This is a genomic window from Sphingomonas sp. PP-F2F-G114-C0414 (genome assembly GCF_003688595.1).
Classification (GTDB): Bacteria; Pseudomonadota; Alphaproteobacteria; order Sphingomonadales; family Sphingomonadaceae; genus Sphingomonas.
Genome location: NZ_RCWT01000009.1, coordinates 487,905 through 501,420, shown reverse-complemented (window position 1 = coordinate 501,420; position 13,516 = coordinate 487,905). Strand labels below are relative to the sequence as shown.

Genomic DNA, 13,516 nt, shown 5'->3' with positions numbered 1-13,516 from the left:
ACCGATACCAAATCGCGTGCCATCTCGGGGGAACTATGATGTCGGCAGGCTTTTCCACGGTCACGATCGCGCTTCTGCTGCAATCCGCGGCGACGCCCGTGCCGGCTCCGGCACCCGCGCTTTCCGCGGTCGCGCACCCGGAGATATGGCCTACCGCGAACGCGCGTCCCTCGCGCGATCCGAAGGTCGAGGCACGGATCGACGCGATCCTGAAACGCATGTCCGTAGAGGACAAGATCGGCCAGCTGATCCAGGTCGATATCGCCAGCATCGAGCCGTCGGACCTGCGCACGTACAAGCTCGGCTCGATCCTCAACGGCGGCAATGCCGGCCCGCACGGCAACGACCTGGCTCCGCCGGTCGAGTGGCTGAAGCTCGCCGACGAGTTCTACAACGCGTCGATGGCGCGCAGCGACGGCCGTCCCGCGATTCCCGTGATCTGGGGCACCGACGCGGTCCACGGCAACAACAACATCCCCGGCGCCACGCTCTTCCCGCACAACATCGGGCTTGGTGCAGCGCGCGACCGCGACCTGATGCGCGAGATCGGCCACGTCACCGCGATCGAGACCGCAGCCGCGGGCATCGACTGGACCTTCGCCCCCACCCTCGCCGTCGTCCGCGACGATCGCTGGGGCCGCACGTACGAGAGCTATTCCGAGGAACCGCAGGTCCAGGCGGACTATGCCGGCGCGGTGATCGAAGGCGTCCAGGGCAAGGTCGGCACCAAGGAATTCCTCGCCCCCGACCACGTCATCGCGACCACCAAGCACTTCCTCGGCGATGGCGGCACCGGCGGTCGCGACCAGGGCGACGCGCGCATCCCCGAGACGACGCTGCGCGACATCCACCTCGGCGGCTACCCCGCCGCGATCGAGGCGGGCACGCAGTCGGTGATGGCCAGCTTCTCGAGCTGGAACGGCGCCAAGATGCACGGCAACAAAAGCCTGCTGACCGGCGTGCTCAAGGACCGCCTCCACTTCGACGGCTTCGTGGTCGGCGACTGGAACGGCCACGGCCAGGTCGACGGCTGCTCGAACGAGAGCTGCGCCGCGGCGATCAACGCCGGGCTCGACATGTTCATGTATTCGGGCAGCGGGTGGAAGACGCTCTACGCCAACACGCTGAAACAGGCGCAATCCGGAGAGATCCCCGCCGCGCGCCTCGACGACGCGGTCCGCCGCATTCTCCGCGTCAAGATCCGCGCAGGCACGTTCGATCGCGGTCGCCCGTCGTCGCGCGCGCTTGCCGGCAAGATGACCCTCATCGGTGCCGCCGACCACCGCGCGATCGCGCGACGTGCCGCGCGTGAGTCGATGGTGCTGCTCAAGAACGAAGGCGAACTCCTCCCGCTCAAGCCCTCCGCCAACATCCTCGTCGCGGGCGGCGGCGCGGACAACATTCCGCAACAGGCCGGCGGCTGGTCGCTGACGTGGCAGGGCGGCGGCACCACCAACGCGAACTTCCCCAATGCCGAGACGATCTGGTCGGGGATCAGCACCGCGGTCAAGGACGCCGGCGGCACCGCGACGCTGTCGGCGGACGGCAGCTTTGCGAAGAAGCCCGACGCGGCGATCGTCGTGTTCGGCGAACAGCCCTATGCCGAGTTCAAGGGCGATCGCCCGAACCTCGAATACAGCCCCGACGACAAGTCCGATCTCGAACTGTTGCGGAAACTGAAGGCGGCGGGCGTGCCGGTCGTCGCGGTGTTCCTGTCGGGCCGTCCGCTCTGGGTGAATGCCGAGCTCAACGCCTCCGATGCGTTCGTCGCGGCGTTCCTGCCGGGCAGCGAAGGCGGCGGCGTCGCCGACGTGCTGTTCCGCAAGAAGGACGGCAGCGTCGCCAACGACTTCCGCGGCAAATTGAGTTTCTCCTGGCCCAAGCGCCCCGACCAGTATGTCCTGAACCGTTCCGACCCCGGCTACGACCCGCTGTTCGCATTCGGCTACGGCCTCAGTTACGCCAAGCCGGGCAGCGTGCCGAAGCTCGACGAAACTCGCCCCGCCGGCATGGCCGCATCGTCGAACGGCACGATCTTCGGCAAGGGCCGCGTTCCCGAGGGCTGGTCGCTTGCGCTGGTCGAGCAAGGCCAGTCGAAGGTCCGACTGCTCGGCGTCAACGCGACGACCGCGACCAAGCGCCTCACCGCCTCCGCGGTCGACCGCCGCCGCCAGGAAGACGCGCGCGCGTTGATCTGGACCGGCGGCCCCGCCGAAACGCGGGTCGAGGCGTCCGGCCCGCTTGATCTCACGCGTGAGAGCAACGGCGAACTCAGCCTCGTCATCGACGTCCGCGTCGATCGCGCGGGCAGCGCACCGATCGGTCTCGGCATGGTCAGCAACGACGGCAAGGCGATCACCGTCCCGATCACCAAAACGCTCGCAGCCGGCAAGCCGGGCGCCTGGCAGCAGGTCATCGTCCCGCTGCAATGCTTCGCCAAGCGCGGCATCGACATGGCGCACGTCACCGCACCGTTCGTGATCGCCACCGACGGCAAGCTCGGCCTCTCGATCTCCGACGTGAAGATCGACTCCGCGCCCGTGCCGATGACGAAGTGCGGCGATTGATGGAATCCCAACGGAACTTCGCACCGTCCGCTCGATTCCTGTCAAAGGTCTGATTTGCCAAATCAATTGGCTTTCCCGGTCGGTCATGCTCTGATGGATTGATAGCGCAGCCCGGCCACAGATCCGGCTGCCGATATGGGGGATGACTGATGACCGACCGTTCTGCCACCGTGTTTGGCGTTTCCCTGTTCGCGCTGATGCTCGCGTCGACCGCATCGGCGCAGACGCCGGAGGGAAACGCGGCGCTGCCCGCGGGCTATGCCGATCGCGGCACGGTGAAGTCCGAATGGCCGGTCCAGGTGCGCCAGATGGCCGGACAGGTCACCCCCCAGAATCCCGCAACCATCCCGCGCACGCGCGCGCCGTTGCCCAAGCCCGTCGCCAAGCCCGTCCCGCGCGGTCCGGCACTCGCCAGGCGCGCACCCGGTCTGTGGACCGTCGCCGGTTGGCGGCTCGCCGAAGCCCCCAAGGTGCAGGCCGATGGCGCCGCCCTGTCTCGCGCGGGCTATGACGCGACATCCTGGTACGTCGCAACCGTCCCCGGCACCGTCCTGACGACGCTGGTCGATCGCGGCGTCTATGCCGATCCCGCGTTCGGACTGAACAACCTGACGATCCCCGAGAGCTTGGCGCGACAGGATTACTGGTATCGCACCGAGATCGATGTCCCCGCCGAAACGACCGGCAAGCATCTCGAACTGAGCTTCAAGGGCGTCAACTACGCTGCCGAGATCTGGCTGAACGGCGCGCGTCTCGGCACGATGAAGGGCGCGTTCATCCGCGGCCGGTTCGACGTCACCGGCAAGCTCGCCGCGGGCCGCAACGTCATCGCGGTCAAGGTGTCGCCGCCACCGCATCCCGGCGTCGCGCACGAGGAGTCGATGACCGCGGGCGTCGGCGAGAATGGCGGCATGCAGATGCTCGACGGCCCGACCTTCGTCGCGAGCGAGGGCTGGGACTGGATCCCGTCGATCCGCGACCGCAACACCGGGCTCTGGCAGGGCGTCGACTTGATCGCGACCGGTGATACCGCGCTGGGCGATGCACACGTGGTGACGACCTTGCCGAACGCCGACAACAGCGTCGCGAACGTCGAGATCACCGTCCCCGTCCGCAACCTGACCGACCAGCCGACCACCGCCACGGTCACCGCGAAGTTCGACGCCGTCACGGTCAGCAAGTCGGTGCCGCTCGCGCCCAATGCCAGCGCCGACGTGACGATGGCACCCGCCGAATTCCCCGCGCTCGCGGTCCGCAACCCGAAGCTCTGGTGGCCGAACGGCTACGGCGCGCCCGCTCTGCACGACCTGACGCTGACGACTGCCGCCAACAACGCCGTCTCCGACACAAAGACGCTTCGCTTCGGCATGCGACAGGTGACGTACGAGATCTCGCTGATGGACAAGACCGATACGCTGCGCCGCGTCGGCATCGACCTGTCCAAGGCGCGTTCGCTCGGTACGCAGATCGTCGACGGCACGCACCAGGGTATTCGCCAGACCGACAATGGCTGGGCTGCGTCGCTGGTCCCCGGCGCCGAAAGCTCTCCCGCGGTGACGCCGATCGCCGGCGACGCCGGGCTCGCGCCGTATCTGCTGATCAAGGTCAACGGCGTGCGGATCGCCGCGCGCGGCGGCAATATCGGCATGGACGACTTCATGAAGCGGACCGAGCGCGAGCGCCTGCTCCCGTTCTTCCGGCTGCATCAGGATGCCAACCTCAACATCATCCGCAACTGGGTCGGCCAGAATACCGAGGAGAATTTCTACGATCTCGCCGACGAACACGGGCTGATGATCCTCAACGACTTCTGGGAATCGACTCAGGACTACAACATCGAGGCGCAGAACGTGCCGCTGTTCGCCGCCAACGCCGAGGACGTTGTGAAGCGGTTCCGCAACCACCCCTCGATCGTCGTCTGGTTCGGCCGCAACGAAGGCGTGCCGCAGCCGATCCTCAACGAAGCACTGCAGGGGATCATCAACCGCGACGACGGCACGCGCCTCTACATGGGCTCGTCGAACCGCGTGAACCTGCAGAACAGCGGGCCGTACAACTGGCGCCCGGAATCGACCTATTTCACCGAACACGCCAAGGGCTTCTCGGTCGAGCTCGGCACGCCCAGTTTCCCGACGCTGGAGGCATGGACGCGTGCGCTGCCTAAGGCCGATCTCTGGCCGATCGGCGATACCTGGGCGTATCACGACTGGCACCAGACCGGGAACGGCGCGGTCAAGACGTACATGGATGCGCTCGCGACCCGCTATGGCGCCGGGACCAGCCTGCCCGACTTCGAACGCAAGGCGCAGATGATGGAGTACGACTCCTATCGCGCGATCTTCGAAGGGTTCAACGCCGGGCTCTGGACCACCAACTCCGCGAGGATGCTGTGGATGACGCAGCCCGCCTGGCCGTCCTCGGCATGGCAGATCTTCTCGTCCGACTATGACACGCATGCCGCGTTCTACGGCACGAAGAAGGCGTCGGAGCCGGTCCACGTCCAGATGAACCTGCCCGATCACAAGATCGTGCTGGTCAACAACGGCCCGGCGCTGGCGGGTGCGGTCGTCCATGCCAAGGTGACGTCGCTCGACAACCGCGTGCTCGCCGAACAGCGCGCGACGGTCAGCGCAGGCGCCGGACTGGTCGCCGACGCCTTCACGCTTGATCTCGCGCCGTTGCTGGCACAGGGCATGGTGCTGGTGTCGCTCGACGTCACCGACGCCGCGGGCAAGATCGTCTCGGAGAATGTCTATTGGCAGGGTGCCGATGACGCCGCCTATCGCGGCATGACCCAGATGGCGAAGGTTCGGCTGACCTCGACGGCGTCCAGCCGCCGCGATGGCGACGAGATCGCGACCACGCTCGACCTGGCGAACCCGGGCAGCGTCGCCGCGCTGGCGACCAAGCTCACAGTGATGAACAGCGACGGCACGCAGGTCCTTCCCGCCTATTTCACCGACAATTACGTCTCGCTGCTGCCCGGTGCCAAGCGTCGGATCGAGATCCGCTACCCCGCCTCCGCGACCAAGGGCAGGACGACGGTCGCGCTGCGCGGCTGGAACGTAACGCCGACAGCCGTCAAGGTCCGCTGAACCGATGAAAATCCTCGCCGCCCTCGCCTTGCTTGCAGCCCAAGCAGCAGCGGCGGCGCAGGATCGACCGATGCCGATCCGATAACCGCCGATCCGATAGGATGACCCGATGAAGCCGACCCACCTGTTGCTCGCCGCGCTCGCCGTCGCGGTGGCGTTCCCCGTCTTCGCCGCCGACCCGACGCCCGAGCAGAAATCAGCGAAGGAAGCCGAGGACCGGCTGCACACCGACTGGGCGTGGATCGGCCGCTACCGCGACGCGAACGCAGCGCTCCCGGCCCCCGTCGTCGGACAACCCCGCATTGTCCTGATCGGCGACTCGATCACGCAGGGCTGGTTCGATCACGTCCCGACGTTCTTCAAGCCCGGCCGGATCGGCCGCGGGATCGGCGGCCAGACCACGCCGCAGATGCTGGTCCGCTTCCCCGCCGACGTCATCGCGCTCAAGCCCGCCGTCGTCCAGATCATGGCCGGGACCAACGACATCGCGTTCAATACCGGCCCGATGACGCCCGACGAGAGCAAGGCCAACATCCGCGCGATGACCGAACTCGCACAGGCCAACGGCATCCGCGTGATCCTCGCCTCGATCCCGCCCGCGGATCGCTATCCGTGGCGGCCGGGCCTCGATACCGGCAGCAAGATCGTCGCGATGAACGCGTGGCTCAAATCCTACGCGGCGGCGACCGGCTCGACCTATGCAGATTACTGGTCCGCGCTGGTAGCGCCTGGCACGCTGGGGATGCGCGAGGGGCTCTCGTCGGATCACGTCCACCCGACGGTGGCCGGGTATGCGGTGATGGCGCCGGTCGCCGAACGCGCGTTCAAGGCGGCGCTGTCGCACCCCGCCCCGACCCGCGCGGTGATCGCACGCTGATGCTGCTCGCCGCGCTAGCCCTATCGACCGCCCTCTCGACCGCCATCGTCTCCACCGATCACGGTCCGGTGCGCGGCGAGGTGACTGCGGATGGTCGCCAGCTCTACCGCGGCATCCCCTACGCGGCGCCACCGACGGGCCCGCTCCGCTGGAAACCACCGCAGCCGGTCCGCACGTGGCAGACCACCCGCGACGCCACCGCATCCGCGCCTTCCTGCCCGCAGGTCGATCGCGGCTGGAACACAAAGGTGGCCAGTTTCGCTAGCGAAGACTGCCTCTATCTCGAGGTCGTGACACGCGATTCCAAACCCGCCAGGCCGCTGCCGGTGATGGTCTGGATCCACGGCGGCTCGAACTATGCGGGCGGCGGCGCGGGCACGATCCAGTCGGGCATGGTCCGCAAGGGCGTCGTGCTCGTCAGCATCCAGTACCGGCTCGGCGCGCTCGGCTTTATGTCGCACCCTGCGCTCACCCGCGAAGGCGGCGGCGCCTCGGGCAATTACGGGCTGATGGACCAGCAGGCGGCGCTCCGCTGGGTCCGCGCCAACATCGCCGCGTTCGGTGGCGATCCCGCCAACGTCACGCTGTTCGGCGAGAGCGCGGGCGCAATGGACGTCGGCCTGCATTTGCTCAGCCCCGGCTCGCGCGGGCTGTTCGCCAAGGCGATCGAGGAAAGCGGTACGCCCGGCTTCGGCACGCCCCCGCGCAGCCTCGCCGAGAACGAGCGCATTGGCACGATGATCGCGGCAAAGGCCGGCATCGCGCAGACCGCCGCTGCGCTCCGCACGCTCCCCGTCGCGCGCCTGATCGCCGCGACCGAGGCGGTCGACGTTCCCGGTCTCGCTGACAAGAGCTTCATCTGGCTCCAGGCGATCGTCGACGGCCGCGTCCTCACCGAAACTCCGGCCGAGACCCTGGCGAAAGGCGGCAACCCCGCCCCGCTGATCGTCGGCAACAACGCGCGCGAACTGACGCTCCACGGCGGCGTGGCACGCGCAAGCGAAGCGATCGCCGACGCGTTCGGGAACAATGCCGCCGCTGCGCACAAGGAATACGGCGTGGGCACGATCCCCGTCGCCGACCCGCGGATGGGCGATCTCGACCTGATCCTGTCGAACGACATCAATTTCCGCTGCCCGGTGACAACCGTCGCCGCCGCGCGAGCCCGCGCTGGCCAGCCCGTCTGGCAGTACCAATTCGACTATACCGCCCCCGACGCGAAGCCGGTGACGCACGGCAGCGAGATCCGCTACGTGATGGCGGGCAGCGACGAACTCGAACCGGGCGCGCCGCCGATGCAGGCCTATTGGCTCGCCTTCGCGCGCACTGGCACCCCGAACGCAGCCGGACTGCCGACGTGGAAACGCTACGATCTGGCAACCAAGACCTATCTCGGTTTCGTCAACGGCGGTCCGCAGCCCGGCAACGATCTGCGCGGCGCCGTCTGCGGACTGCGCGCCGCGCCCTGACGTCTAACGGCGTCAGGTTGGCCAGAGCCGCGCGGCGCCGCGGACCCCGCTGCTGTCGCCCCACACCGCCTGGACGATCTTCGCGTCCCAGCCATCCGAGAACGTATGGCTGCGCACCACCGCGGGAAGCCGGTCGTAGATCTCCACGACGTTCGACATGCCGCCGCCGAGCACGAAGCAATCAGGATCGATCAGGTTCGCGATCAGCGCGAGCGCGCGACCCAGGCGGTCGATGTAGCGATCGAGCGTCGCGGTCGCGTCCGCGTTGCCGGCGCGCGCCGCAGCCATGATCGCCGCGCCGTCGAGCGCCTGCCCCGTGACGCTCTCGTGATCGCGACGGAACCCCGTCCCCGACACCCAGCTTTCCAGACAGCCATGCAGGCCGCACCAGCACGCCGGCCCCGGCACCTCGACGCCCGTCGGCCACGGCAGCGGGACATGGCCCCATTCGCCGGCAATCCCGTTCGCGCCCTCGACGATCCGCCCGTCGATCACCAGTCCGCCGCCGCAGCCGGTCCCGACGATGATCGCGAACGCCGATCGCGCACCCGCTGCGGCGCCATCGACCGCCTCCGATAGCGCGAGACAATTGGCATCGTTCGCCATCCGCACCGGCCGCGCCATCGCAGTCTCCAGGTCTTCGCGGAACGTGCGGCCGTTGAGATAGAGCGAATTGGCGTTGCGCATCAGGCCGGTGCGGGGAGAAATCGATCCGGGCGTGCCGATCCCGATCGTGCCTAACGCGCCCGCTTCCGCCTCGACCGCGAGAACGAGGTCGCGGACATCGCGCACCGCGCGATCGTAATCGCCCGGGTTGGGCACGCGAAGACGGCTGAGGAACTGGCCGCCCTCGTCGAGCGCTGCGGCCTCGATCTTCGTCCCTCCGAAATCAATACCAATCTGAACCATCGATCGCCTCTCCCTTCGAACGCCGTCGGCGACGTCGAAACCGGAGGGGGGGAGTGCAGCGTCTCTCGGTAAAAGAGGCACAGGGGCTTCGCTGCGATCAGAACCGCCGACGCCAATCGCTCCCACCGTCGCCCAGTCGCAGCGGCACGTGTGAAACCAATCTAGCCAAGCACCATCGAATTAAAAAGTTAAATTGCGTTAATCGGTCAGCCGGAGCGACCCGCCTGCATCAAGATGGCGTCCGACGGAAGGATATGGTGGAGGAACGGCAGGATCGCCGCGCCGACCGCGGGCGCATCGTCCGACATCGCCGCGCGCATCACCCGCGCCGCCGACGGTAACGTCAGCTTTGCCAGCATCGCATTGAGCCGCTCGACCAGCGCGTCGACCAGCGGCCCGGGCAACCGTCCCCCGATCAAAACCGCACCGGGATCGACCAGGCAGCTCACCGCGATCAGCGGCGCGATCAGCGATTGTGCCGCATCCTCGACCCAGTCGGCGACGATCGCCGACACCGCCGGATCGACGCCGGTCAGCGCGCCGACCCCGGCAACGTCGCAGCCCCCCGCCTCCAGCCGATCGTAGAGCGCGGACAGCGAAACGGTTTCCTGCACCGTTCGGCCGTCGCCGCGCGAGGTCATGTCGGGCATGAAACCGATCTCGCCACTACGCGCACCCGCGCCGCGAAAATAATTCCCGTCGATCACCAGCCCGCCGCCCAGCCCCGCGCTGACCAAGACATAAAAGAAGCTCGGCAGCACCATCCCCGATCCGAACTGCGCTTCACCGATCGCCGCCGCGGCGGCATCGTTGTCGACATAGACCGGCCACGGCACGATCGCCCCGACCAGCGCGACGACGTCGACGTCGTCCCACCCCTCATACGCGGCAGGACGATGCGGGAACGGCACCCGCCCGAGGTCGTCTGGCATCGCGACGCCAACTCCCAGCAGGCGTGCCTCGTCGATCAGGTCGGAGGATCGGATCGCGGCGATCTCGTCGCGTAGCCAGGCCGAGACCGTGTCGGGCATCGCGAACGCGATTTCACGCGTCGCGCGCGTCAGGACGGTGCCCGCGAGGTCGAGCGACACGATCGTGATATGGTCGCGGTCGATATTGATCCCGACCGAAAAGCCGCCCGCCGGATTGATCACGAGCTGCGCCGCGGGCTGACCGCGCGCGCCCTGCCGCCGCCCCGCGTCGCTGATCAGCCCCTCCTCGAGCAGCCGCCGCGTGATGTTCGCGATCGTCGGCGCGGTCAGCCCGGTGATCGTCGCGAGATCGGTCCGGCTCGCCTCGCCGCTCACGCGGATCGCCTGCAGCACGGTCCGCTGGTTGTAGTCGCCCGCGCGTTCGAGGTTGGTTCCCGAAAGACTGATGCCGAGCCGCGCACCGCGATCGCCAAGCCGCGCGCCGCGATCGACCGCCGCCGACTTTCCCAGCGCGCCCGAGCCCAGTTCCTTGTTCTTCGTCACATGCTTCGCCCGTTCCGGTCGGTTGCGCGGAGAATCGATCCCCGGACCATACCGATCGCAGCCTGACGCCCAAATCGCAGCGGGTCAAAGCCGGCTATCGTCGGTTTCGCCGCCGATCGTGACTGGCGTTTCGCTGCGGTCGACTCAATCGGTTGAGGCGTCACAGTTTTATCGCACGACCCGTCCTATCTGCTGTCCTGCACCCGGTATTTTGTGCCACATCGGGCGAATGCAGGATCGTTTTTCCGCGCCGTGCCGCAGCGCGCGCCTATCACCACCTACGTCGAGGCTCTCCCACCATGAATAGCGACGTCCTGATCGTCGGCTCGGGCGCCGCCGGGCTCACCGCGGCGCTCAACCTGGCGGAGCGCTTCAAGGTCACCGTGCTCGCGAAGGGCGCGCTCAACGAAGGCTCGACCGCCTGGGCGCAGGGCGGGATCGCCGCGGTGCTCGAACCCGGTGACACGTTCGAAAACCATGTCGAGGACACGATGGTCGCCGGCGCCGGCCTCAACGACCGCGCGATTGTCGAGATGGTCGTCGAAGGTGCCCCCGCCGCGATCGAGCGCCTCACCCACCTCGGTGTCCCCTTCGAGACCGAGGGCAACGCGCTGCACCTGACTCGCGAAGGCGGCCACTCGCATCGCCGCATCGTCCACGTCGCCGACGCGACCGGCTGGGCGGTGCAGGAAGCGTTGCAGAAAGCCGCCGAGGCACACCCGAACATTACGCTGGTGCCCGACCAGATCGCGATCGACCTCGCCACCGGCCGTCACGAGGAACGCTATTCGGGGTCCGGCAACGTGTGGGGCGTCTACGCGGTCGACCGCAAGACCGAGCGCGTCGCCCTCTACACCGCGCGCGCGACGATCCTCGCGACCGGCGGCGCGGGTCGCACCTACCTGTTCTCGACCGCGCCCCGCGGCGCGACCGGCGACGGCATTGCGATGGCATGGCGCGCGGGCGCGCGCGTCTCCAACATGGAGATGATGCAGTTCCACCCGACCTGCCTCTACAATCTGGAGGTCAAGAATTTCCTGATCACCGAGGCGGTCCGCGGTGAAGGCGGACGGTTGATCAACCCATCGACCGGCAAGCGCTTCATGACCTATTACGACCCCGCGCGGATGGAGCTCGCCCCCCGCGATATCGTCGCGCGCGCGATCGATGCCGAGATCAAGCGCTACGGGCTCGATTACGTCCATCTCGACATCAGCCACATGTCGGCCGAGTTCATCCGCCATCACTTCCCGAACATTTACGAGAAGCTGCTGAGCCTCGGCATCGACATGACGACCGATCCGATTCCGGTCGTCCCCGCCCAGCATTATACTTGCGGCGGCATCGTCATCGACGAACACGGCAAGACCGACCTCCCCGGCCTCTATGCGGCGGGTGAATGCACCGAGTCCGGCCTTCACGGCGCCAACCGGCTCGCGTCCAATTCGCTGCTCGAATGCTTCGTGTTCGGCGAGGCGGCGGCGGACAGCATCGCAGCCGCGTGGGACTCGCTGCCCCCGCCCCCGCCGATCCGCCCCTGGGACGAAAGCCGCGTCACCGATTCCGACGAAGAGGTCGTGATCAAGCAGACTTGGACCGAGATCCGCCGCTTCATGTGGAATTACGTCGGCATTGTCCGCACCACCAAGCGGCTCGAACGCGCCAAGCACCGCATCGAACTGCTCAACGACGAGGTCGCGGAATATTACCAGCATTTCCGCGTTACGCCCGACCTGATCGAGCTGCGCAACCTGCTCCAGACCGCCGAATTGATCGTCCGATCCGCGCTGCACCGGCACGAGAGCCGTGGGCTCCATTTCACGCTTGATTACCCCGAGACCCTGCCGGAGGCAGTTGATACGGTTCTCGTTCCATAGGATGACGGCGGCTCGGCGCATCGTCGGCGCGCTTCGTCGCAGCGACGTGCCGCCGCAGTTTCGCGTGGCCGATCAACGGATAAGGATCGACGCTTCAGTGCAGGGCGTTCAATCCATCATGACATCGGCGAGTGCGTTCAAGCGTCTTCTGGTAACCTCGCTGTTTGGCGCGGCGCTCGCCGGTTGCGGATCGGCCTCGCGGCCAAGCCCTCCCGCGGTCGGACCGATGCACCAGTCCGAAGGGTTCGTCTCGATCCCGGTCCCGCCACCGCTGCCCCGCGCCCTGCGCCCCGCCCCGCTCAGCCTCGTCAACGCGATCTCCGAACTGCACAGCGGTTTCCAGGGCAAGGCGGGGATTGCGATCCGCGCGGTCGACGATGGATGGACGGTCGAAGCCGGCGGGCGCCAGCTCCTGCCGCAGCAATCGGTCAGCAAACTCTGGGTCGCGATGACTGTGATGGACCTGCGCGACCAGGGCAAGCTGCGGCTCGACGAACCGATCGTCGTCCGCCCCCAGGACCTTACGCTGTTCCACCAGCCGATCGCGATGCTCGTCAAGGGCGACGGCTATCGCACCACTGTCGGCGACCTTCTCACCCGCGCGCTCACGCATAGCGACAATACGGCGAACGACCGGCTGCTGACGCGGGTCGGCGGGCCTTCCGCTGTGCGATCGATGATCGCGCGGAAACAGCTTGGCGCGATCCGCTTCGGGCCGGGCGAACGGCTGCTTCAGAGTGGTACGGCGGGCCTGACCTGGCAGCCGTCCTATGCGGTCAATGGCGGCTTCCTGACCGCGCGCAATCGGCTGTCGCCCGCCACGCGCGAAGCGGCGCTGAACGCGTATGTCCGCAATCCGCCCGATGGCGCCGCACCGATCGCGATCGCCGACGCGATCGCGCGGCTGACGAAGGGGGATATCCTGTCCGAGACATCGACCAAGATCCTGCTCGATACGATGGGGCGTTCGGTCACAGGTCGCGCCCGTCTGCGCGCGGCGCTCCCCGGCGGCTGGGAGATCGCGCACAAGACCGGCACCGGCCAGGACCTCGGCCGTCGCAACGCCGGCTTCAACGACGTCGGCCTGCTGACCGCGCCGGACGGGCGCCGCTATGCGATCGCGGTGATGATCGGGGATACCATCCGGCCGATGCCGGAGCGCCAGCGCCTGATCCAACAGGCCGCAGCGGCAGTCGCCCACTACGCCGGAACCACCCGCCCGCTGCACTGAATCTCCCGTCCCGCAA

The 13,516-nt window shown here is 67.6% G+C and carries 8 protein-coding genes; 6 read left to right on the top strand and 2 right to left on the bottom strand.

Features of this window, described 5'->3' with window-relative positions; all coding sequences use genetic code 11:
- Positions 1-38: 38 nt before the first annotated feature.
- The 4 genes from C8J47_RS02905 (at position 39) to C8J47_RS02890 (ending at position 8,008) form a co-directional block, all read left to right on the top strand.
- The gene (locus tag C8J47_RS02905) at positions 39-2,567 is read left to right on the top strand and encodes an exo 1,3/1,4-beta-D-glucan glucohydrolase (RefSeq protein WP_121884717.1); all 2,529 of its coding nucleotides are present in this window, start codon (positions 39-41) and stop codon (positions 2,565-2,567) included.
- Positions 2,568-2,716: 149 nt separating this feature from the next.
- Positions 2,717-5,662, top strand: a complete 2,946-nt coding sequence (locus C8J47_RS02900; RefSeq protein WP_121884363.1) for a glycosyl hydrolase 2 galactose-binding domain-containing protein — start codon at positions 2,717-2,719, stop codon at positions 5,660-5,662.
- Between the two features lie 109 nt (positions 5,663-5,771).
- Positions 5,772-6,539 (top strand): GDSL-type esterase/lipase family protein, encoded by a 768-nt coding sequence (locus tag C8J47_RS02895; protein ID WP_121884362.1) that lies wholly within the window; start codon positions 5,772-5,774, stop codon positions 6,537-6,539.
- Complete coding sequence (locus tag C8J47_RS02890; RefSeq protein WP_121884361.1) at positions 6,539-8,008, top strand: carboxylesterase/lipase family protein; 1,470 nt, start codon at positions 6,539-6,541, stop codon at positions 8,006-8,008. The genes C8J47_RS02895 and C8J47_RS02890 overlap by 1 nt, the downstream gene beginning before the upstream one ends.
- 12 nt (positions 8,009-8,020) lie before the next feature.
- Here C8J47_RS02890 and C8J47_RS02885 read toward each other — a convergent pair whose 3' ends face one another.
- Complete coding sequence (locus C8J47_RS02885) at positions 8,021-8,917, bottom strand: ROK family protein (RefSeq protein ID WP_121884360.1); 897 nt, start codon at positions 8,915-8,917, stop codon at positions 8,021-8,023.
- Between the two features lie 206 nt (positions 8,918-9,123).
- Positions 9,124-10,392 (bottom strand): ROK family transcriptional regulator, encoded by a 1,269-nt coding sequence (locus tag C8J47_RS02880; protein ID WP_259467324.1) that lies wholly within the window; start codon positions 10,390-10,392, stop codon positions 9,124-9,126.
- A gap of 299 nt (positions 10,393-10,691) precedes the next feature.
- Here C8J47_RS02880 and nadB point away from each other — a divergent pair, with 299 nt between their 5' ends.
- On the top strand, positions 10,692-12,269 hold the full coding sequence (gene nadB / locus C8J47_RS02875; RefSeq protein WP_121884359.1) for an L-aspartate oxidase: 1,578 nt from the start codon (positions 10,692-10,694) through the stop codon (positions 12,267-12,269).
- Positions 12,270-12,387: 118 nt separating this feature from the next.
- Positions 12,388-13,500: a serine hydrolase gene (locus C8J47_RS02870; protein ID WP_183128998.1), complete on the top strand. Its 1,113-nt coding sequence runs from the start codon at positions 12,388-12,390 to the stop codon at positions 13,498-13,500.
- Positions 13,501-13,516 lie beyond the last annotated feature (16 nt).